The organism is Halobacteriovorax sp. CON-3 (genome assembly GCF_043196995.1).
GTDB lineage: Bacteria > Bdellovibrionota > Bacteriovoracia > Bacteriovoracales > Bacteriovoracaceae > Halobacteriovorax_A.
The window spans coordinates 39,345-60,946 of record NZ_JBEBNA010000002.1; the positions used below are offsets into that span (position 1 = coordinate 39,345).

Consider the following 21,602-nt stretch of genomic DNA (forward strand, 5'->3'; position numbering starts at 1 on the left):
AGCTATTGTGTTTAAGAAAGCGCTTATAACATTTCTAATATTGGGTCAGGCTTACGCTCTTGAGTCAATATGGACTGATTTAACGAAATCAAAGAATCGTATTACTCGTTATCCAAATATCATTAAGCAATTAATTGATAAAGAGATGTATCACACAGCAGTACCTTATGTGAAAGAGTACTTGGTTACATACAAAGGAAGAACGAATAAGAATTTCGAATATCTTTTTGAGCAAGTTGTATCAAAGGTAGGGGATAGACAGTTTATTCTGTTACCGGAGAGCTATCTTAAGAATATTGATTCCCCAACACTAAAGTACTTACTTGCAAAAAAACAACTTAAGAGAAGAAAGTATAAAGAAGCATTACAAACATTAAATGGAACAATCCCATCGGCTCACCCGGTTAAACCATTTGCCTTACACCTTGAAGGTGTAGCGTTTACGATGCTAAGAAGTTTTAAAGCAGCAGTTGGTGCATTTGAAAATTGTATTGATCAATCAACAAGTAGTAATGATGAAGTTCGCGCAAGGCAATTACAAATTAATCAAGACTACTGCTTGGCCGGTATTGCTCGAGTAAAGTATGAGCAAAGAAATCTAGAAGCTTCAGAACTTGCCTTTATTGATATTGATAAAAGATCATATATATGGCCTGAGTTACTAATTGAAGAGGCTTGGAATAGTTATTACAAGGGAGACTATAACAGGACTCTTGGTAAGCTTGTAACATACAAAGCTCCTGTTCTTAGTTATGTTGTAAATCCTGAGATTAATGTTTTAAAAGCGCTTAGTTATTATAAATTATGTCTTTATGATGATATGTCCAATATCATTGATGATCACTACAAAGAATTTGATAAGTCTAAGCAAGTTATTGATAGGATGCTTGCTAAGAAAAACTCACTTGAGTGGTACTTCAAATTTATCAATAGTTATGTTGATGGAAAGAAGTATTACGATTCATTAACGAATAAACTTCTTGAGAATGTAAGAAAAGATCCAGCATTCATCCAGCTTTATAAGAGTTATAAAGATGGGCTTAGAGAAATTAAATCAATTAAAAAAGTTAGAAATAGAAGACTGAGAAAGATTCTTGCAATCAACCTAAAAGATTCACTGTTTTTACAGCAGAAGCTTATCGGGTCATATGTAAAGAAGGTTTTTAAGTTAACTTCTGCTCAGTTAGAAAAGTCATTTGTTGGTTTGAGTTACTTAAGACTCGAAGCTTTAAATGCAAGAAAAGCGCGTTTATATAGTGGAATTACAGATACGGGTGCAAGGGGTGACATTAAGTACCTTAAGAGAAACTCAAAACAATACTTTTGGTCATTCAATGGTGAGTTTTGGGCCGATGAATTAGGTGATTATGTATTTGCTCTTCGATCGGAGTGTCAGAAATGATTAAGGTTTTATTATTTGCAACTCTTATAAGTTTTAATTCTTTTGGTATCAAACTTAATACCAAAAGAGATCGTATTGTTTCAGTAATCGATATGGAGCTTAAAGAGCTTGTACGTATGAAACGATATTCAAAAAATGATACAATGCTCGATTTACGTATGGCCGAGCTAAACTTAGAAAAAGGGCGTATCATTCGTGAACAAGAGAATGAAAACTTCTTTAATTTAGACATTAAGGATAAGAAGCGTATTGATCGCAAGAAGTTCTTTGCTGAATCTAGCTCATACTATAATCGCGCGCAACAAATTGGTCTTGCAATCTTAAAAAAGAGACCAAATGCAAAGGCCCGCTCACATATCTACTATATCCTTGCCTATAATGAACTTGAGAATGTTCAAATGGATCGTGCAAAGTCATTATTTGTTAAGTCCGTTAAGTCGGCGCCAAAGAATGACCTAATTGGTGTAAAATCACGTCTTGCACTAGGTGATATCTACTATCGAGAAGGGGACTTTAATAAGTCTAAGAGATACTACGATACTGTCATCTATAAAATTAAAGATGATAAATGGTATACAAAGTACTTATACAACCTAGCTTGGTCAAACTTTAGAGTAGGAAAGAAGAATACTGCGATTAAGCAGATGAAAGAAGTTCACAGCCTATCTAAGAGTCCAAAGTATATTGATAAGAAAGATATGGCCGGACGTGATGTAGGTTATTTCTATGCTGATAAAGGCGACACAAAAAGAGCTCTTCAGTTTTACCAGAATGAGAAAGGCACACCTGAGAAAAACTTCTATGATATGGGAATGTTTCTTCTTGATAAACAAAAGTACTCACAAGCCGCTGGCATGTTTAAGTCTGCCTTTAATGGAAAGAATGAAGAATATAAGGCGAAGTCTTTAGTTCAACTTCTACAAATTTACGATAAGTATAATAATAACAAGAACTTTCTTGTTTTCGCTCGAACAATTACTAAAACAAAACTGAATCCCGAACAAAGAAAAGAAGCACTTTTTTATGTAACAAAGAGGGCAGCTCATCTTCAAAAAGAATTAGGGATGTCACACAATAAAAAACGTCCAAAAGTTATGAGGTTTAAAGGGCGTATTGCAGCAGAACTCTACTTCATTTCTCAGGAAGTTGACCCTAGCTTAAGTGAGAGAGCACTCTTCTACGCAGGTGAGTCTTACTATGCAGCAGCTGAGTATAAGCAAGCACTCTTTATGTATGACAAGGTTATTTCTTCGGATAAGACGGATAATGTATACTTTAAACGCTCTCTGGCAGGTATGATTGTCGTACTAAATGATAAGAAAACATCTGCATCAATTAGATCAAAGTACTTTGAAAAAGTTTTTTCAACATATATTAAGCATGAGGACTCAAAGGTAAAAAAGAATAAGGCCGTTGAAAAACTATTCTCTTATTATGTCGATGAACAAAAAGACGCGAAGAAGGCGCAGAACTTATTCTTTGTTTATGCCAAGGAAAATCCAAGAGCAATTTCAAAGAATGAGGCAATGATTGGCCGAATTGTTGACCTACATAAGTCTCAAAAGAATAAATCAGAGCTTATGGGCTTTGTTGGTGAATTAAAGTCAACAGGGATCCCTCTTAGAAGAGGCTTTATTACTCATTTAAATAAAATTATTCTTGTTGCCCAATTCTCAGATATTCAAAAGGCTAACCAAAAGGGTGATAAGGTAACGGCATTAAAAGGTTACTTGTTTATCTATAAAGATAAAGAAAGTACTGCCGAGGCCAAAAGAAATGCTGCTTATAATATTGCGGTTTTATTCTATGAATCAGGTAATGTGGATCTTATGTCTAAATGGTTAGATCGTGCAATTGATGAAATGCTTGTTTCTGAAATTACGAAGTTCTACGAATCATTTAATAGCATTATTAGTGAATTGTTTTTAAGACAAAGAGTTGATGCTGGTATGGGCCTAACTCAGAAATTATTATCGAAAACATGTTCAATTAGAGATAAGAATAAAGAGGGCCTGCTTAAGAACTACATCGTCATGGGACTTGCTACTCGAAAAGATAGTGCTGCTGTTAGCTTTGTTGATGAACAATCTAAGTGTCGATTCAAGAATTCAACTTTGTTAGCATCATATGAGCAAATCTTTGATTACTATATTGATTTTAAATTACTGAGTAAGGCCGATACGATATATCGCCAACGTTTAAGTGCTTATACAAAGAGTCTATATAAGAAGTCTGAGTATGTAGGGAAACTTTCGAAGCTTTCGAGATCACAGAAGAATAACTCACGTTATGCAGGAGAGCTTAGCTATATCTACCGTAAAGTGAAAAAGAAGAAGAGTCTAGCAATTGAAACAATTGATGAAGTCGCACTTATGGAAGTTGATAAGCTAGAAAATGAAGTTAATAACTTTAATTCTATCTCACTTAGTTTTCCAGAGAGTAAGTTTAATAACACGATGAAGCTAAAGTTTAATCGCTTAGATCGTATTCAAGGAAAGGTCGCAGGAATCGTAGCAATGGGTTCTGGTGAGGCAATGGTTAAGAGTTACTCTCTTTTAATTAACTCTTTTGATCAATTCTCATCTGATGTAGGTACTTTCTCACCTACAGGTAAGTCTGCTGAATATGTGAAGTCTTTTAAGGCAAGTATGGCCAATGTTTCAGCAAACCTCGCAACCAAGTCACGTCAGTTAAAAAGAGAATTAGATAACCTAATTAATAAGAACGACGTTCTAACGCAAAATTTTGGGACGTTGTCTCGACAAGGCCTGGGTCTTCCAACGATGACAGGGCCTGTCTTAATGGATAAGAGGGGGAATCGTTAATGAAGTATTTAGCTATTCTTTCAATGCTACTAATGGTTTCTTGTGCTTCTTCGAAGAAGGGGACAACTCAGCAACTCGAAGATGGTGAGCAGATCGAAAACCTAACAAATGCTGATTTTAAACCAAAGAGTCAGATTCGCTATAATGCAGAAGCAGATTATCATTTAATTAATGACTTAGTTGATGATGTTCTAGAAGATGAGTCTCTGGACAAGGTTAAGTTAGATAAACTAGAAGAAATCGATTCTAAGAAAACGGGACTAGTTGGTCTTTGTTATATGGGAAATACGAAAGAAGGACTAGCTCAACTTGATCAAATGTACGAGAAGTACAAGGCCAATCCATCTTATTGGAATCAACAAGGTATCTGTTCTTATAAGTCTGGCAATAAGAGACTTGCAAAAGTGTACTTTAATAAAGCGGTTGCTTTAGATGATAAGTATATTCCAGCAATTAATAATATTGGTGTCGTCTATGTAGATGAAGATAAGGATGCCAAGGCCATTGCAGCCTTTAAGCAAGTTCTTATTCTAAAAAAGAATAATAAGACGGCAATGTTTAATCTTGCCAATATCTACATTAGATATGGACTGTATTCAAAGTCGATCTCACTACTTAAGCGTCTATACTCAGTGAATAAGAATGATCGTGATGTTATTAACTCGTTAGTATATTCATATTTATTTGATGCTAAGCCAAAGTATGCTTATACAATTCTTAAGGAAATGAATTCGGATTATATTGATATTCCAAGTCTTAAAATTGCTCTTTACTACTCTTTGAAGCAATTAAAGAGTGAACATGCAATTACAATACAAAGTGATTTAGATAGTACTGATATGAATGCTAAGGATAAGGCCTTCTATCAACAAGTTAGGAAGATGTAATGATGAAAGTATTAATGTCTGCCATTTTATTACTATTTGCTACTCATGCTTATGGACAAAAGTCTGTTAAGGAAAAAGTAGTTTATAAATATAAGAAGTTTGAACAATTTAATCTTGAAGAGATTAGTGTTGATGGAGAACTTGGAGCGCCAGGCGAGATCACTGTGTCGAGTCGCTACCTTCGTCAATTTAAAAATAAATTACCTTCAAAACCAAATTTTCATCTCGAAATGATGAAAGGTTTGGATCGTATACGCTAGGGAGTAGAAGTGGATCAAGGAAGATCGTTTTATTTAAAAGGTAAAAAAGATATTCGTCTACCTCAGAAGAATCGTATTATTTTAGGAGCAAGTGACTCTTGTGATGTGCGTATGAGAGGTGCTGGGATTGATGATATTCATTGTCTAATTGAATTTGCTGACAAGGTATCAATCTATAGTATGTCTTCTTCAAAACCAGTATTAGTTAATGGTGAAGAAATTGTTACAACTGAACTTAAGGGTGGGGAGTCTATTACAATTGGTAATTACTCATTCACTTTTGATTCGACTGCTCAACTCCCACCACAACAACTAATTCACCCACAAGAGGTTGTGAAGAACTTACCAAAGCAACCTAAGTTTAATGATGAGAGAATAAAAAAAGATGAAGAGTATCAAGTAAATTATCCTCTAAGTATTGATGATAATGTGAAATTCTCTGAGTATATATTTGAAGAACCAGATGAGATTTATCCTATCTTTAAATATAGTATTGATAAGGAAGCAGCTGAAGTCATTATTCTATTTAATGGGAAAATCGTTTCACTAGATTATATTCCTCACAAAGATGGGAAGTTCTATTTAGTTGGTTCAAATGCTCGTGGGAATGATATCGAATTCCCATACCTAGGTAAGAAAGATAAAGTTGAACTTCTCGATATTAGAAAGAATGATGTTGCAGTTGGAACTATTCCTGGATTTGAACATCGTACATTCTTAAATAATAAAAACGCTAAAAGCTCACTTCGTCGTGATGATATCCATATTTTTGAAAAGGATAACTTAAAGGTTTTCATTAGAGGAACTGAAGCTCCTCCAATCGTTAAAACGGCTCCGATCTTTAGACGTGATAAAGAATTAAGAAAATATCTTATTTTCTGTCTTCTTTTCTTTATCGTTTTTGCAGCTGGAATGCTAAATTTTAAAGTTGATAAAGAAATCGAAAAAGAGAAGGTTCCTGAAAGAATCGCAAAAATTCTTTATCGACCAAAACAGCTTCGTGTCACTAAGAAGAAGAATGTTGTTAAAAATGAAGTTAAAAAGAAAGTTGAAAAGAAAGCACCAATTAAGCAGGCCGTCTCTAATGTTGAGAAGCCAAAGAAGGTGACAAAGAGCAAGGGTGATCCAAGACAAAAGTCTACGTCCACTCCTAAAAAAGGGAAGGCAAGACAAGGGAAGCCAAATGATAAACAAGTTGTTAGGCAAAAGAAAAAGAAAGCATCTAAGCCTGCACGTACAACAAATAAGAAAACAACAGTGAAGAAATTGGCGACAAATAGAAAAAGTCGCGGGAAAGTTGATGTCTACAAATCAACATCTTTTACATCTTCAATGAACTCTCTTATGGCCAAAGGTGGTGCTCTAAATTCTTTTAAAGCTGGCTCTGGTGCAAGTGAAAGTTTTGCAGATGATAACTCTGCATTATCAACTGGAGATTCTGCACAAGTTCAAAAAGCAGATGTTAAGGCAGAGGTTGGATCACTAAGTAGTAAGACGAGTGGAAAACTTTCATCATCGTTTGGAACAGATGGACTTGTTCAGAAGAAACAAGTTTATATTGCAGGTGTACCATATCGTGAGGTAATTTTAGGTTCTATGGATCGAAATGATATCATGAGAATCCTTATGGAAAACGTTCCACAGTTTAGATACTGCTACCAAAAAGAACTTGATGTACAACAAAAAGGTATCTCAGGAGTTCTTGGAATGGAGTTTGTTATCGGTGCCTCAGGGAACGTGACAAAAGCAAGTGTTGCCAAAGCTGACCGCGGTGTTCCGCCAAGTGTTAAAAATTGTGTTGTAAATCACTTAAAAACGATTCAATTCCCACGACCAAAAGGTGGGGCCGAAGTTGGTGTTCACGTACCACTTAACTTAAATTCAAGCGCTTACTAAATTCATCAAAAAACACTAACGCCCCTTGTTGTAAAATAAGGGGCATATTTTCAATAATTTAATGAATCCATTGTCATTATCACGAGTAAATGTTCAATCATTGTGTTGTGAATGCTACTATCTGATGGGAAAACATACCGAAAAAACACGAGGTTTCTAATGAAGATAGTTAAACTTTTATTAATGTTATTAACACTTTCTGTATTTGCTAATGATAAAGGCCTAGAGATTGCTAGGAAAATGGATCAAGCGAATAAGGGTTATATTGGTGACACGTCAACGATGGAGCTTGTCCTAGTTGATTCAAGTGGTGTTGAAATTATCCGCGAAATGCTAGGGGCATCAGGGGAATTTGATGGTGTTGATAAGAGCTTAATGGAGTTTAAAAAACCATTAGATGTTAAGGGAACTAAGCTACTTACTTGGACATGGAAAAATGAAAAAGATGATGACCAATGGCTTTATCTTCCGTCTTTAAAGAGAGTTAAGAAAATCAATTCACGCTCAAAGGGGAGCTCATTCATGGGTTCTGAATTCTCGTTTGAGGATATCGGTGGTCAAACAATTGAAAAATACAATTATAAATATCTAAAAGATGACAAGGTTGCAGGACAAAAAGTTTGGGTACTTGAAAGAGTTGCAAAGGCAAAGAGTTCTTACTCTAAGGTAGTTCTTTATGTTTCTCAAAAGTACTTAGCACCAGTTAAGTCAGAGTATTACAACAAAAGAAATGAACATATAAAAACTTCTACAATGGATGACTTCAAATCTTACACTGTTGGTAAGAGAAAGATGTGGCGTGCTAATAAAATTCTTATGCTAAATCTTAACAATAAGAAGCAGTCGATTTTTAAGTGGAAGAATAGAGTTATTGGTAAGGCTGTTAATGAGAATGATCTTACTAAGAGGAAGTTAAAGTAAATTGAAAACACTAATATACGGATTAATCACAGGTGCACTTACTCTATCAAGTCTTAGCTCTCTAGCTGATGGTAGAGGAGAGGTTTCATTAAACTTTAGAGGTTATGTTGATGATGCTCAAACTCTTTTAGGAGAGGATCAACCAAATGAACTGGCCTTTGTTAAAGTTGCTCTAGAAGATAGAGGTGACTGGAGCGGATGGGAGTATAATCTTTCTCTTATCGGCCGTGCTGATGAGAAGTACCAAGACAATAGCTATGTTGACTTCAATGAGTTTAATATTGGCCGTAGTTTTGGGAATTGGCAGGCATCAGTTGGTCAGCATATGTTTATGTGGTCACGTCTTGAAGCATATCACGTTGTGGATGTTATCAATTCTCGTATCAACGACGGTAATATTGAGAGATTTGAAAAACTTGGTGAAACTTCTGTTGTTCTAAGTCACTACACAAGTATTGGGACGATGAAGTTTATCTATATGCCATATTTTAAAGAAGGTTTCTATCCTGATTCTAAAATGAGAATCTTTGATGGCCTTAGTCCTCAAAAACAAAATGTTGTTAAAGGTAATAAGATAACGGACTCAGACGAAGATAATCAATTTGATCAATTCGCAGTTTACTATGCTCATCAGTTTGGTGATCTAGACTTAACTGTCTTTGCAATGGATCATATCGATCGTACTAGACCTATCTTTGCAGCTGCATCAGTACCGGATCTTTTAGCAGGAAATATCAATGCGTATTATCTTGATGTTGCTGATTATGGTACCGCTGCTACTTATTTTTGGGGTGAGCAAACATTTAAATTTGAATACCTTTATTCAGACTTTAACGTAAATGATTCGGTATCAATTATTGATTATACTGGTGGTCAAAGAGAGATCTTTAATTATCAACTAGCTTCTATTGGCCATGAGTATACTTATAATTACGATAATAATTGGAGTTCAGGGTTCTATACTGAATACCAGCGTGTTCTAGGTGTTGGTAAGGATAAGAGAAGCCAAGCTCAAATCTTTCAAAATGATCTTTTTATTGGTCATCGCCTAGCTCTAAACGACGCGTACTCTAATGAGTTTATGCTAGGTCTTTATATTGACCTTGAAAGAGCGGGGGAGACTCTATACTACTTAAGTTATGAGCGTCGCCTAAACAATGCTTGGAAGATGAAGTTAAATTTCCGTGGAGTGACTATCGGAGATGATGCAAAAGCTGATAATCGCGGACTGTACGTCCTTGATGGGGATGATGAGTTTGGCGTTACATTAACGAGATTCTTTTAGAGCTAATATAACCGAAAGCCGCGCCTGCGGCTAGCTTTCTCGTATCACATTCATCTGTGCGCCAAAGCTTGCCGTCGGGCAACCTTTGATCGCACGATGTTACTCTTGTCCAAGAACAACGAATTTATACTGTTGAAACCCTGCCTCAGCAGCAGTGTGCATAAGCTTCTTAACATAGTTATACTTCAACGACTTATCAATGACGAGATTCACAATACCCGAGAACTTTTTCGCATTAGGTGTCATTTTTGTAAGGTCATCAATTTCTTTCTTCTTAGCAACGAGCTCGTTATAAAGTGGAACAATAAGCTTCCCACCTTGAGAGTAGAGTTGTCCTTTGAAAGTCTCAGTATTAAGGACTTCTTTATCATCAACCCAAACGATCTTTGTCGAAACCTGAACAACAACACCTTGCTCATTGATAGACTTTGAAGCAGAGTGTGGGATTGTAATATCTTTTGGAATATTAAGAATTACACCTGTTGTATCATAGCTTCGAATTAGGAATACAAGAAGAATAACAAGAATGTCGAGAAGGGAAGTGATATCAATATCAAATGGTTCCTTCTTTCTTCTAATTCCTCTATTTCTAATTGAACGATTTCTCATAATAAACCTGATTCTTTATTTCTACGACTGCGTATCGCCAAAAATAATATTGTTAAATAGCTCAAGAACTTTTACGTCCTGTCCATCTCTCTTTGTCCAAACTTCTGGGTCTGTTTTCTTGATATCGCGAACAGCATCCATAATCTTAATTAATTCTTCGTAAGAGATATTTGCATTAGGGATGAAAATAACTTCCTTTTCATCCACATATCTCTTCTTAAGATCAATTAACTTTTCTCTTAGTTTGAATAGATCGTACTCACCATCAGCTGTTTTACCGGCCGTGAAAATACGTCTCTCATTTGGCCCGGAGTGAAGAGTGATATTACTCGTGTTAATCTTTAGAGTTAGGTCTAATCTTTCTTTTTGCTTCTTTGGTGGAGTTGAGTTTGAAATGATAGGAACATCAGAACCAATCTCATAAATTCTCACAAAGTTTGCAGACATTAAAAGAAAGAAGATAAAGATGAAGACCGAATCTAAAATTGGAATTAGATTCAGTCTCTCAACTTTCTTATTCTTATATTTTCGACTCGGCTTTCTATACATAATTACTTACTTTCTTCTGTATTTAAGATGTCCATTAATTTAACTGAATACTCATCGATCTCATTGATGATCTTCTCTGACTTTGAACTTAGGAAAGCGTGAATGATCATGATTGTGATAGCAACTAGTAGACCTAGGAATGTTGTGTTCATCGCTTGTGAAATACCTTTTGCAAGAAGCTCTGCTTTTTGCGTAGGGTCTGCAGCAGCAACGGCCGCAAATGAAGCGATTAGACCTTGGATCGTTCCCAGTAGTCCAAATAGTGTTGAGATATTTGCAATTAGCTGTAGGTAGTTAAGTCTTAGCTCTACTTTTGGAATGACTTCTAAAGCTGTTGCATCGATTGCATTTTGAATTTGCTCTGGTTTAGCAGAAGCTCTTTCAAGTCCACTTCTTAATACCTTTGGTAGGGCAGCGCTTGATCCTGAACATACACGTGAGGCACCCTCAACATCATTTGCCATAATATAGCGACGAAGTTCATTCATAAATGAAGCCCCATCAACATCAAATTTAAAGCTTAGTTTAAAGAATCTTTCTAATCCAATAGCTAGACCTACTGCCCAGATAAAGAGAATGATCCACATGAAGATTCCACCGTTTTGAAAAAAAGCAGCGATCGTGTTTACCGATGATACAGCTGTGCCTTCCATTTATAGCTCCTTAAAATTATGTACTAACTTAAGAATATTTTAACTCATATTCGCGTCAAGCACTTGATTTTAAAGACTTGGAATAAACTGCCGATTCTTTCTCGTAATTCTTTAGTAATTTTGAGGGAAAACTTGGCGCTCAATTCCCTCTATAAAAGTGTGAATAATTTTAATATGCATTTCTTGAATACGATCAGAAAGATCTGCTTCAATAACGATAGGGAAGTCCACAAGATCCTTCATTTTTCCACCGCCTTTTCCAAGAAGACCGACAACTTTCATCCCTTTTTCATGAGCTGATTTTACGGCCTCAAGACAATTTGGTGAATTACCTGAAGTTGAGATGGCAAGAAGGACATCTCCTTTGTGTCCATGGGCCTCAACATATTTTGAAAAGATATATTCAAAACCATAGTCGTTGGCCACACATGTGATATGAGAAGAGTCGGCGATAGCAATAGCTGGCATTGCTGGGCGATCTTTACGAAAACGTCCTGTTAGTTCTTCTGCGAAGTGCATAGCATCGCACATTGAACCACCATTTCCACAACTAATAACACGTCCTCCACCTTTTATGGCCGTAACCATTTCATTAATCGCTTTCTCCATAGTGGCGAAGTTTTCTTCGTTAGCGATAAATTTTGTTAGAGTTTCTTGTGCGTGATTAAATGCGTGGGAAATAAAATTAGACATAAATTCCTTCTCAAAAAAGAAAAGCCTCTATCGTAGAGGCTTTTATTACATAAGTTCTTCTAAAGACTTCTTAATTTCTTCTTTTGTTTGAACACCAACTAGAGTCTTCGTTGCTTGACCGTCTTTAAAGAAGATCATTGTTGGGATCCCTCTAATTCCGTATTGTTGAGCAAGTTCTCCGTTGTCATCAACGTTCACTTTTAAGATTGTTGCAGTTTCACCAATTTCTGATGCTACTTCGTCAAGTACTGGTCCAAGTGTTTTACAAGGTCCACACCACTCTGCCCAGAAGTCTACTAGAACTGGCTTCGCGCTTTTTAGTACATCAGATTCAAAATTTGTTACGTCAGTTTTACCAACAGTACTCATATAATTATCCTCCAGAGCGTATGTGCTCTATTTAGTCTCAGTCTAAAGTTATATATTAAAATCCTATTTTTGGCTATTAATCAAAGTCTATTGACTGATAGAGAAGTTAAGCATTTCTTTAGTTAATATCTATTGTTTGGACTAGGTGCAAAAAATGCCTTGTTTTCTAATAAAATTCATAGGATAAGATAGTTATATGGATAGAAAGTACCTTTTAAAGTCGGCCATTAAGGTTGCACGTTATTCACGCATACTCGCTAAGGCAATTGACCTTTTTATTGTCGTAGTCTTGTCTCTATTCTTATATCCAATTGGTATTCTTCTTTCTATCGTCTATCTAACTTTTGCTGACTCAATTCAAAATGGACAGTCTGTTGGTAAGAAGTTTATCGGCTTTAGAGTAATTTCTTTAGTTGATGGAACACCTTGTTCACTTAAGCAAAGCTTTATTAGAAATCTCCCTTTTATTATTCCATTAGTATTTGCCATCATTCCTGTAGCAGGTTGGTTTATGGCCGTCATTGTAGGAATTCCAATTGTGGGGATAGAGTTATATCTTCTCTATAAGCTTGATTCGGGGCATCGCTTAGGTGATGTTATGGCCGACACTACTGTTATGGCAAATGATGATACAATGCTTGCAATTAAGAAGCGTAAAACAAATTGGTTTGAAGACCAGGGGACTCAGGCCTAGGCAAAAACAGTATTGATAATCTCTTCTAAATTAGATTTATCAATTTCATTGAAGCTTGCAAGTGAATCGCTATCAACATCAAGAACTGCAATTAATTTTTTATTTTCAAAAACCGGAATAACAATCTCTGACTGACTCTTTGGGTCACAAGTGATGTGGTTGGCAATTGCATGAACATCTTCAACGATTTGTGTTTCAAGAAGTTGAGCAGCAGTTCCGCAAACCCCCTTACCAAAAGGGATGCGAAGACAGCCAAGAGTTCCTTGGTATGGGCCAACGACAAGCTCTTGTTCTTTATTTGGGTCAACCATGTAGAACCCGCACCAGTAATAATGGGGAAATGCCTGTTTCAAAACACAAGAGATTGTGGCCATTTTTGCAATTGTGCTACTTTCGCCTTCACAAATAGCAAAGATATCTCGCTTTACTCTAGTATAAATTTCGATCTTTTGTGCATTGTCCATAATCGATTCTCCACATTAATCATTAACAGATTCAACATAATTGGCTAGATTTATAGCATAAATTGGAGATTATATGTCAAAGAAAAGATTAATCGTCGTCGACGTCAGTAACTTTATATTCCGTGCATTTTTTGCAATTCGTTCAATGAATGCGCCAGACGGAACACCTGTTAACGCCACTTATGGTGTGCTTTCAATGCTATTGAAAATCATGGCCAATTATAGGCCAACTCATATGCTTCTTGCTCGCGATACTTCGGGCGGATCTTTTAGAAATGAACTTTATGATCAGTATAAGGCCAATCGTTCTGAGCCACCTGAAGAACTTGTCCCTCAGTTTGCACTCATTAAAGAACTTATCGACAAGATGGGTCTTCTCAATGTTGCAAATGAAACATATGAGGCCGACGATATTATTGGCTCAACTGTTGTTCAATGGAAAAATGACTTTGATGAAATCCTAATTGCCTCAGGTGATAAGGACCTTATGCAATTTGTTGGTGACAATATTAAGATGCTCGATACGATGAAGGATGTTACTTACGACGAAAAAGGTGTCTTTGAAAAGATGGGGGTACGCCCAGATCAAATCGTTGATTACTTATCAATGGTGGGGGACACGTCGGATAATATTCCTGGAATGCGTGGTATTGGTGCAAAGGGAGCTGCAAAGTTACTTGCAGAGCATGGAACTCTTGAGAAGTGTTTTGAAGTTTCAGATACATTTAAAGGTAAGAAATTAACAACTGCTTTCACTGAACATGTTGAGGATGCAAAGCTCTCAAAAGAACTAATTAAAATTGTTACAGATATTGATTTAGAATGTAAGGCAGAAGATTCTGAGATTAAGTTCTATCCTTCAGAGGAACTTCTAACTTTTCTAAAAGACCTTGGTATGAATTCAATGATTAAGAGAATGGAAGATCTTAAATACCAACTTTCTATTGCTAATGGTGAGGAAGGGGAAGGTGAAGAGCTGGCATCTCCATTTGAACATAAGGTTACGACTCTTGAGGAATTTAAGACGATTATTAAAGATCAAATGGCACTTGCAGTTCAAACAGAGTTTGATAGTGAAGATATTCATGCTCGTAATCTTGTAGGATTAAGTATTTCATTTGATGATAATAATTCTTACTTTGTCGAAGTTAATGATTCTAATGAAAAAGAATTACTAGAGTTAATCTGGGGTATTGAGTCGAGAGAAGTATATAGTGAACACTCAAAACGTGACTACTCTCACTTACTTCGACGTGGACTAGAGTTTAAGGCCAAGAATTTTGATGTTACTTTGGCCCACTATAATGTAAGCCCAAGTACGAGACATAATCTTGAAGTTATCGCATCTAATGTAAATGTAAAGGTAACGACTCTTGATAAGAAGACTCCTTTTATTACCTCTCTTGAAACGAGTGAAGATAAGGCATCTTATTCGGGCCTAAGATCAATTGCAGTCTTTAGGCTTGCAAATCATTTAAAAGAAGAGCTTAAGGAAAAAGAACTCGTTAGTGTTTATGAAGATATCGACAATAAGCTTATTCCAATCTTAGCTGAAATGGAGTTCGAAGGTGTGCACTTAAATAAAGAATACCTTTATGAAATGGCAAAAGATCTGCAAGAGTCTTTAGATAAAATTCAAAAGAAAGTTGATTCATATTCAATGAATGACACTATTAATTTGAATTCTCCAAAACAAGTAGGGGAGTTCTTATTTAATGAGTTATCATTCCCTGTTGTTAAGAAAACGAAAACAGGTTACTCAACGGATTCTTCTGTACTAGAAGAGCTTGATTCAAAAAATATTAATGAGGTCCCAGGTTTAATTCTTCAGTATCGTGAATTAGGAAAGATTCTTTCGACATACGTGAAGGCCCTTCCTGAAATCGTAAATCCTAAAACAGGAAAGGTTCATACAAGCTTTAATCAGCACGTTGCTCAAACTGGTCGACTTTCAAGTGTGAATCCGAACCTACAGAATATTCCAATTCGTTCTGAAACAGGACGACTTGTGAGAAAGGCATTTATAGCAACACCTGGTAACTTACTTTTAGCTGCCGATTATTCCCAAGTAGAACTTAGAATCCTTGCTCACTACAGTGAAGATCCAACAATGATTAAGGCATTCAATGAGGACAAGGATATTCACGCACAAACGGCAAGTGAAATTAATGGCATTGCTCTTGAGGAAGTTACAAGTGATGAGCGTTCAAAGGCAAAGGCCGTAAACTTTGGTCTTATGTATGGACAGTCTTCATTCGGTTTAGCTTCGGCCCTTAAAATTTCAAGAAAAGATGCTAAGGCCTATATTGAAAAATACTTTGAGAGATTTTCAAAGATCAAAGGCTTCTTAGATGGACTTAAGGAAGATGCTGAGAAAACAGGTTATTCAATTACAATGTATGGAAGAAAGAGGTTCCTTCCAGATATTCATTCTAATAATCGCACAGTCAAAGCAAATGCTGAGCGAATGGCAATTAACTCGCCAATTCAAGGGACTGCGGCTGATATCATCAAGTGTGCAATGATTAATATCGATGCAGAAATGAAGAAGCGTGGACTAAAGTCTAAAATGATTCTTCAGGTACACGATGAGCTTATCTTTGATGTTCTTGAGTCAGAGCTTGATGAAATGAAGACTCTTGTCAAAGAAGGCATGGAAAACGTCGTCGAATTAAAAGTTCCACTAAAAGTCGATCCTGCATTTGGTGTTAACTGGTACGATCTAAAATAATTGTGCAGTATATATTTCCTCTCCGCAGTAAATAAGCTCTGGAGAGGAAAATGTATCAGCATATCCTCTTCTAAAAAAAATAATTGCATCGTGCTTATTCGGGCACAAATCTTTATAAAGTAATTTCTTAATTTCCATGGAGCGACTTGAGACAAGATCATAGGGAGAGTTGTAGTTGATTGAGATAAAATCTGCTGTGTAAAGGTAAGTGATAAACTCATCAAGAGTTATCAATTCATTTGGATGAAGATAGGTTGTTATATTATTGAATATAAATGTAGAATTAACTGAGTCAGAAAAACATTCATCACAAATAGCTTCTTCAATAACGTCTGAGCTTTGGCCATCAAGACAACCAATATTAGAACACTCTAGGTGTAGCTCTTTTGTAAAATCTTGTGTCCAAATAATATTAACACTTAATGCATAAGCACTAATAACTGGTAAGAAAAATAATAGTATTATTGCTCGCATGATGAAAATAACCTCGCAAAATTTTGCTCCACCCTAACAGTTAAATCATTTTTACATTCTCTGACTTTAAATTTGTAACCATTAACAACTCTCTTTGAGGCGAATATTGTTAAGTTTTTCTCAAGAACTGCCTCTACAGCTAGTTTCTCATCTTGATTACTTAAACAGTGGTTTCCATTTAAAAGAGTCGAACGGCACCTCTTAGGAATCTCACCAAAGCGTTGATATGTAGTTTTAAGTTTTTCTAAGTCTAGCTCCCATCTTCTAGGGATATTATCAAAATCAGTTAGGCCCTTGTATAAGCTATATAAAGCTCTTGCTACATAGAAGAAAGGTCCAAGTTTTGAATTAAAATAAGTAAGTGTATTTGAAATACCTTCAAAGTTGATTCGACAAGCAGCACATGCCGCTCTACGTGTTGGGTCTTGTGAAGACACATCTGAGCCACTATTGGCAATGACGTCACCACCGCTACGATCAAAGCAAGCACCAACAGAGATGCCTCTGAAATGATATAAATTCGTTGGACTCTTAGTACTACCTGTAATTGAGAGGGCACAAGGAACTCCAATTAATGGCCCAAATTCAGTAATTAGTTCAACGTTAACTTTTGATTTTTCATAGTCTTTATTAAATTCAATTTGGCCATCTTTAATCATCTTATTAAAAGAAGTGACGTAGCCAGGTGTTAGGCTCACTCTTGTATATAGAACACCTGGTGTGAAGAAACTCATCAGTCCCTGGCCAATATCTGACACAAATTGAGTCATGACTTGCTTTGTCTTAAAATAAGGATCATATACCTTGCAAGAGACACGATCTGCGTATGGATTAAATAAGTCTGCTGAAGCTTGTGAAAACTTCGCCTTCCAGAAGAGATCACCATAGTAGCTTGCACGAGAAGTTTCAATAATATTGATAATAGATTTTCTTAAGCAATGACTTATTGAGCGACAAATAATGTCTCCATTCTCATACGTTATAAAATCTTGTGAGAGAGCATCACTCTCGTAGTGCTTTTCTGGAAATGTTTCAAAAGTTTTTGCTGCTCTGGTCTTATCGATATACCACTGATGAAAACCTTCGTATTCGATATCAAATTCATCATTCCAAATATTCTTTTGATCTAGACTCTTACAGTAGGCACGTGTTTCATCCATTAGGGACTTATAATAATCGATAACATCATCATAAGGCTTCTTTGAAAAAATAAGGTCAAGGTTATCGATGAGATCTGTTCCTTTTAGGCCTTCAATATGCTTCTTTGTAAAACTAAAGATATCATCCGAGATAACAGAAGCTTCTGCACATAAGTAATAAAGATCATTTTTGATCGTATTACCATCTAGATTTCTAAAATAAAATGCGAGCTGTTCTTTAACTTCTTCTGGCCTAAGGCGATTTCTCACGAGGGAGAAAAAAGTTAATGAATCAATAAGTTTATTTTTAACGTAGTTCTTAGTTTGAGTCTGATTCTTGAATATATGCTCTATCCACTTATCAGCATCGTTATACGAGGCGATATCGAGAATATCCTGATTGACACTGGCAAATGGATCTTTAAGTAGGTCATTTTGAACCCCCTCTGAAATAGGCGCTAAGATGTCGAGCTCTAGAGCATCCTTTTCAAAATTCTTGCGAGAGAACTCTCTAAATGAGTTTTCTGCGAGTCTCTTGTTATTACAAGTAGGAATGATATCGCTCTTACATCCACTCGGAGAAAAGAGTATATAATCTTGGGTATTCGAATTTCTAATGATTTGTTCGTACTTAGAGTTTTCAACTTTCAAATTCTTCATTGCCCAAGCGAAATAGAGTTTCATTGAGTTCCAATAATCAAATCCAACTTCTTTTTCCCAATATCTTTCTTTGATCCCCTCGATATCAAACTGGTAACCAGAGACTTGTAGGTTATCAATCTGGTCGATATCTTCTAAGCGACAATCAGATACTCTTTCATCTAAATCTAATAACTCTTGTGCGATACGGTTAAGGTCTTGAACTGATGGTTTTTGGCCGAAAAGATTTGCTTGTAGTGGACCAAATTTCTTTATCCTAATGCACTTAAACGTTTCATTTTTTTTGACATATTTTTTCTGAATATAATTACTATCTTCAAAGCTATCATATAGTCGATGTTTTAACTTATGAGAGCTTGTCCAGAGGGCATCCATGTAATTATTGAGTTTTGGACACTCTAGCTTGCCATAACACTCTTTTAAGATCTTTTGATACTTGACGGGAATATTGTTTTCACTATCTAGGTAGGGGAGAAGTGGGAGTTCTTGATGAACTAGCTTTTGATGAATTTCATAAAGAAGTCGAGTTACTTTATTTCGATAGTCCCTAATTAATTCTTTAATTACTTTTGTTTTGTCTTGGCCTGTTCGATTTGCCAAGCGATATGCTGCTTTGGCCGGAATCGTGTTATTTAAGAAAACAAACATTGATGTTGTTGGTTTCTTAGAATCGATTGCACAGGATGCACGGTTATTTAAGTCGATTGTTGTCAGCGGAGTAATCAAGTCATTTAGTTCTTGATGTTGCCAATCATGCCATTTGATTTTCGCATGGGCGGTAAAAGTAATTAAAAATAGAAATAAAAAACCTCTCATCATAGAGAGGTTTTATAACTTAGAATTTTTCTTAACAATTAAAGAAAAGCTTAATTTTTTTAGCTTCCGCCATTTCCATTACAGTTGCTTGATTTCCCAATGATCGTTGTGTAGAAAAGAATCATTGCTTCGTCAGCAGGAGTGAAACCACGGCGTGTATTACCATCTGTGTCAAGTAGGCCATACATATAACGGTTAATAGCAATATAAACAGACTTAGGTACCTTAATACGTTGAGTACACTTACCGTTGTAGTATCTAACGTTAACTCCCCAGTATTCTCCGTTAATTTGTCCACCGTATCCTCCAGTGTAGATATTAACTCCACTTCCAGCTTGTTGATTCATTCCTTCACCGATGTTGAATCCAACTTCAAAACCAGCAAATTTGTTTTCAGTTGAGAAGAGAGTACATTCTCCTTTTCGACATGAAACTTTAATGTCTTCTTCAATTCTTAATAGGATTTCTTCATTTGAAAATTTTTCAAATTCGAATTGATCCTCTCCGCTACCAAACATATCATCAACATCATTTGCGAAAGTCGTGCTTGTAAACATTAATAACAAAATCATCAGTAATTTCTTCATTGTTTCCCCTTTGCTATATATAGCTACTAAAAATCAATATCCCCAAAATCATCATCACTGTCATCATCCGTTGGGTCTTTCCCTGGAGGAGTACAAGTAAAGTATGGTGCTGTATAGTTGTTAACTGTTTTATTATCTTGAAGGTTAGCCTCTTTTTTATATTCTAAAACTTCTGAAATTAGCTCTCCTGTTTTCTCGTCTTGAGTTACCTTGAATTTTAATTTTAGCCTTAGCATGTGATCTTTCATCAGGACACATGATCCGTTTATACAGTAGTCTGAAAAGTATGGAGGCCATACCGGATCATCAAAAACACGGCTAATTGAGTTAACAGTGTTCTTTACGCCAAGGTGACTATTACCTGTAAACTTAATTGCATCGAATACAGGGTAGCTAGGAAGTGATTTTAAAACTTCAACTTTTGAAAAAGGTGAAATTTCTCCAATTGTTCTCCCTTCTCTGTTAATGGCCGGGATTGTTGTTGGACGTAAGTTTAAGCGAGACTTAATACGTCCTTTGAACATCATGAAGTTGTATTCTTGATCATCAAGGATAACTTCTAGTTCATAGTCCTTACCAACTTCAAAATAATTAGAAGTAATTTGTGTACCAATACCATTTATTAAACCTGTCCAATTCGCTGGAGCGATTCCTCCATCAAACCAAGAAGTAACATAGTGTTTTTTTCCATTGCCAGCTAGTTGTGTAAGAACAAACTCTGCGGCAATTGGTTGAGTATAATTACATGGAGCTGTACACGGCTTTCCTTGTTCACATTTTTTCTCGCATGTATTTCTTACGAATAATGGAACACCAAAGTATGCGCTATTCTTTGTATCTTTCGATGTTGTCAGATAGAGCTTCCCAAGTTGAATGTCATTTACAGGCCACTTGATTGGAAACTTTGGCTCATCTGGCTCAATTGTTTTATTTACTGCTAAGATTCCTTCTGGTGATTGATTTAACCTTAGCTTAAAGTCTTTTACATACTTTAAGTCTGGTGAGCGCCCTGTTGCATCCCCTGAAACATAGATACCAATTGATGCCAATATATCTTGTAATTCAAATTCGTTTTCTGTGTAGAAATCATTTGTTAAACAAGCCTCATTAATAATTGGTTTAATGATGTAGGCTGAGTCAGTGCTTGGTTTAAAGAAACAGTAGTATCCTTGAAACCTTGCTTTATTTTTGTCAATTCTGGTGACTTTACAACCTGACTGAGTTTTTGGAAATTCAATACCAGACTCCGCAACATCATTTACTTCAAACTCGAGGCATCGATTCATGATACGACGACGTTTTAGTAGACGCTGCTCTCTCTCGTCTTTAGTTGTTCCATTTATGTTTTCAAGATTTTCGATACGGCAGAAATCTTTTGAGCCGTAAGTAACCTTGTCATTAATACTGTATGTAAGGAATTTATCTGTTAGAACGTAGTTCTCAATTCCTACTGTAATCATTGTGTAGTGATTATTTGATGCCGCAGTCAAGCAGTTTGAAGCAAGTATATTTGGCATTTCTTCTCTTTTCGTTCCTGAGTCGTCGTAGATATACAGACCTTTACTGAGTGGAGAAATAGAAATGTTAATATTCTTTGGTGCAGATGCAACTAAGCACGCAAGAGTATTAAATGTTAAAAATAATAGTATTAAGCCCCTGTAAATCATATTTCCCCCGCACATCTCTTC

The 21,602-nt window shown here is 35.9% G+C and carries 19 protein-coding genes; 9 read left to right on the forward strand and 10 right to left on the reverse strand.

Annotated elements, in window-relative coordinates:
* Positions 1–7 precede the first annotated feature (7 nt).
* The 7 genes from ABMA72_RS10825 (at position 8) to ABMA72_RS10855 (ending at position 9,476) form a co-directional block, all read left to right on the forward strand.
* The gene (locus ABMA72_RS10825; protein WP_393057124.1) at positions 8–1,402 is read left to right on the forward strand and encodes a hypothetical protein; all 1,395 of its coding nucleotides are present in this window, start codon (positions 8–10) and stop codon (positions 1,400–1,402) included.
* Positions 1,399–4,227, forward strand: coding sequence for a hypothetical protein (locus ABMA72_RS10830; protein WP_393057126.1), 2,829 nt, complete (start codon positions 1,399–1,401; stop codon positions 4,225–4,227). Before ABMA72_RS10825 ends, ABMA72_RS10830 begins: the two co-directional genes overlap by 4 nt.
* Positions 4,227–5,114 carry a tetratricopeptide repeat protein gene (locus ABMA72_RS10835; protein ID WP_393057128.1) on the forward strand — a complete coding sequence of 296 codons (888 nt, stop codon included), beginning with the start codon at positions 4,227–4,229 and terminating at the stop codon, positions 5,112–5,114. The genes ABMA72_RS10830 and ABMA72_RS10835 overlap by 1 nt, the downstream gene beginning before the upstream one ends.
* On the forward strand, positions 5,114–5,374 hold the full coding sequence (locus tag ABMA72_RS10840; RefSeq protein WP_392858094.1) for a hypothetical protein: 261 nt from the start codon (positions 5,114–5,116) through the stop codon (positions 5,372–5,374). The genes ABMA72_RS10835 and ABMA72_RS10840 overlap by 1 nt, the downstream gene beginning before the upstream one ends.
* 9 nt (positions 5,375–5,383) lie before the next feature.
* A complete protein-coding gene (locus ABMA72_RS10845) occupies positions 5,384–7,270 on the forward strand; it encodes an AgmX/PglI C-terminal domain-containing protein (protein ID WP_393057130.1) in 1,887 nt (628 codons plus the stop codon).
* Between the two features lie 159 nt (positions 7,271–7,429).
* Positions 7,430–8,191 carry an outer membrane lipoprotein-sorting protein gene (locus ABMA72_RS10850; protein WP_392858100.1) on the forward strand — a complete coding sequence of 254 codons (762 nt, stop codon included), beginning with the start codon at positions 7,430–7,432 and terminating at the stop codon, positions 8,189–8,191.
* A 1-nt stretch (position 8,192) separates the two neighbouring features.
* The gene (locus tag ABMA72_RS10855) at positions 8,193–9,476 is read left to right on the forward strand and encodes a hypothetical protein (RefSeq protein WP_392858102.1); all 1,284 of its coding nucleotides are present in this window, start codon (positions 8,193–8,195) and stop codon (positions 9,474–9,476) included.
* 99 nt (positions 9,477–9,575) lie between these two features.
* Here ABMA72_RS10855 and ABMA72_RS10860 read toward each other — a convergent pair whose 3' ends face one another.
* The 5 genes from ABMA72_RS10860 to trxA all read right to left on the reverse strand — a co-directional run bounded on the left by ABMA72_RS10860 (position 9,576) and on the right by trxA (position 12,349).
* Positions 9,576–10,085 (reverse strand): biopolymer transporter ExbD, encoded by a 510-nt coding sequence (locus ABMA72_RS10860; protein WP_392858103.1) that lies wholly within the window; start codon positions 10,083–10,085, stop codon positions 9,576–9,578.
* Positions 10,086–10,106: 21 nt separating this feature from the next.
* Positions 10,107–10,634: an ExbD/TolR family protein gene (locus tag ABMA72_RS10865; RefSeq protein ID WP_392858104.1), complete on the reverse strand. Its 528-nt coding sequence runs from the start codon at positions 10,632–10,634 to the stop codon at positions 10,107–10,109.
* A 2-nt stretch (positions 10,635–10,636) separates the two neighbouring features.
* A complete protein-coding gene (locus ABMA72_RS10870; protein ID WP_021268125.1) occupies positions 10,637–11,287 on the reverse strand; it encodes a MotA/TolQ/ExbB proton channel family protein in 651 nt (216 codons plus the stop codon).
* A 111-nt stretch (positions 11,288–11,398) separates the two neighbouring features.
* A complete protein-coding gene (gene gmhA / locus ABMA72_RS10875; protein WP_392858107.1) occupies positions 11,399–11,980 on the reverse strand; it encodes a D-sedoheptulose 7-phosphate isomerase in 582 nt (193 codons plus the stop codon).
* 45 nt (positions 11,981–12,025) lie between these two features.
* Entirely contained in the window at positions 12,026–12,349 is a 324-nt protein-coding gene (gene trxA / locus ABMA72_RS10880) for a thioredoxin (protein ID WP_103217620.1), read from the reverse strand.
* Positions 12,350–12,545: 196 nt separating this feature from the next.
* On the opposite strand from trxA, the gene ABMA72_RS10885 reads away from it, so the two are divergent.
* Positions 12,546–13,043 (forward strand): RDD family protein, encoded by a 498-nt coding sequence (locus ABMA72_RS10885; RefSeq protein ID WP_392858109.1) that lies wholly within the window; start codon positions 12,546–12,548, stop codon positions 13,041–13,043.
* Here the strand turns inward: ABMA72_RS10885 and ABMA72_RS10890 are convergent.
* Positions 13,040–13,507, reverse strand: coding sequence for a GAF domain-containing protein (locus ABMA72_RS10890; RefSeq protein WP_392858111.1), 468 nt, complete (start codon positions 13,505–13,507; stop codon positions 13,040–13,042). The genes ABMA72_RS10885 and ABMA72_RS10890 overlap by 4 nt on opposite strands.
* Before the next feature lie 73 nt (positions 13,508–13,580).
* On the opposite strand from ABMA72_RS10890, the gene polA reads away from it, so the two are divergent.
* Positions 13,581–16,238 (forward strand): DNA polymerase I, encoded by a 2,658-nt coding sequence (gene polA / locus ABMA72_RS10895; protein ID WP_392858113.1) that lies wholly within the window; start codon positions 13,581–13,583, stop codon positions 16,236–16,238.
* Here the strand turns inward: polA and ABMA72_RS10900 are convergent.
* From ABMA72_RS10900 to ABMA72_RS10915, 4 genes are read right to left on the reverse strand one after another with little or no spacing between them, the layout of a single operon-like run.
* Positions 16,230–16,712, reverse strand: coding sequence for a hypothetical protein (locus tag ABMA72_RS10900; protein ID WP_392858115.1), 483 nt, complete (start codon positions 16,710–16,712; stop codon positions 16,230–16,232). The two genes, polA and ABMA72_RS10900, sit on opposite strands and share 9 nt — an antisense overlap.
* Complete coding sequence (locus ABMA72_RS10905; RefSeq protein ID WP_392858117.1) at positions 16,700–19,330, reverse strand: hypothetical protein; 2,631 nt, start codon at positions 19,328–19,330, stop codon at positions 16,700–16,702. The genes ABMA72_RS10900 and ABMA72_RS10905 overlap by 13 nt, the downstream gene beginning before the upstream one ends.
* Positions 19,331–19,386: 56 nt before the next feature.
* Positions 19,387–19,914, reverse strand: coding sequence for a hypothetical protein (locus tag ABMA72_RS10910; RefSeq protein ID WP_392858118.1), 528 nt, complete (start codon positions 19,912–19,914; stop codon positions 19,387–19,389).
* 26 nt (positions 19,915–19,940) lie between these two features.
* Positions 19,941–21,581 (reverse strand): hypothetical protein, encoded by a 1,641-nt coding sequence (locus ABMA72_RS10915; protein ID WP_392858120.1) that lies wholly within the window; start codon positions 21,579–21,581, stop codon positions 19,941–19,943.
* Positions 21,582–21,602: the final 21 nt, after the last annotated feature.

What these genes read in the sequence shown, in the direction of transcription:
- ABMA72_RS10830 (WP_393057126.1), top strand. Translation starts at nt 1,399, where the DNA reads ATGATTAAGGTTTTATTATTTGCAACTCTTATAAGTTTTAATTCTTTT.
- ABMA72_RS10835 (WP_393057128.1), top strand. Translation starts at nt 4,227, where the DNA reads ATGAAGTATTTAGCTATTCTTTCAATGCTACTAATGGTTTCTTGTGCT.
- ABMA72_RS10840 (WP_392858094.1), top strand. Translation starts at nt 5,114, where the DNA reads ATGATGAAAGTATTAATGTCTGCCATTTTATTACTATTTGCTACTCAT.
- ABMA72_RS10850 (WP_392858100.1), top strand. Translation starts at nt 7,430, where the DNA reads ATGAAGATAGTTAAACTTTTATTAATGTTATTAACACTTTCTGTATTT.
- ABMA72_RS10860 (WP_392858103.1), bottom strand. Translation starts at nt 10,085, where the DNA reads ATGAGAAATCGTTCAATTAGAAATAGAGGAATTAGAAGAAAGAAGGAA.
- ABMA72_RS10865 (WP_392858104.1), bottom strand. Translation starts at nt 10,634, where the DNA reads ATGTATAGAAAGCCGAGTCGAAAATATAAGAATAAGAAAGTTGAGAGA.
- ABMA72_RS10870 (WP_021268125.1), bottom strand. Translation starts at nt 11,287, where the DNA reads ATGGAAGGCACAGCTGTATCATCGGTAAACACGATCGCTGCTTTTTTT.
- gmhA (WP_392858107.1), bottom strand. Translation starts at nt 11,980, where the DNA reads ATGTCTAATTTTATTTCCCACGCATTTAATCACGCACAAGAAACTCTA.
- trxA (WP_103217620.1), bottom strand. Translation starts at nt 12,349, where the DNA reads ATGAGTACTGTTGGTAAAACTGACGTAACAAATTTTGAATCTGATGTA.
- ABMA72_RS10885 (WP_392858109.1), top strand. Translation starts at nt 12,546, where the DNA reads ATGGATAGAAAGTACCTTTTAAAGTCGGCCATTAAGGTTGCACGTTAT.
- ABMA72_RS10890 (WP_392858111.1), bottom strand. Translation starts at nt 13,507, where the DNA reads ATGGACAATGCACAAAAGATCGAAATTTATACTAGAGTAAAGCGAGAT.
- polA (WP_392858113.1), top strand. Translation starts at nt 13,581, where the DNA reads ATGTCAAAGAAAAGATTAATCGTCGTCGACGTCAGTAACTTTATATTC.
- ABMA72_RS10900 (WP_392858115.1), bottom strand. Translation starts at nt 16,712, where the DNA reads ATGCGAGCAATAATACTATTATTTTTCTTACCAGTTATTAGTGCTTAT.
- ABMA72_RS10905 (WP_392858117.1), bottom strand. Translation starts at nt 19,330, where the DNA reads ATGATGAGAGGTTTTTTATTTCTATTTTTAATTACTTTTACCGCCCAT.
- ABMA72_RS10910 (WP_392858118.1), bottom strand. Translation starts at nt 19,914, where the DNA reads ATGAAGAAATTACTGATGATTTTGTTATTAATGTTTACAAGCACGACT.
- ABMA72_RS10915 (WP_392858120.1), bottom strand. Translation starts at nt 21,581, where the DNA reads ATGATTTACAGGGGCTTAATACTATTATTTTTAACATTTAATACTCTT.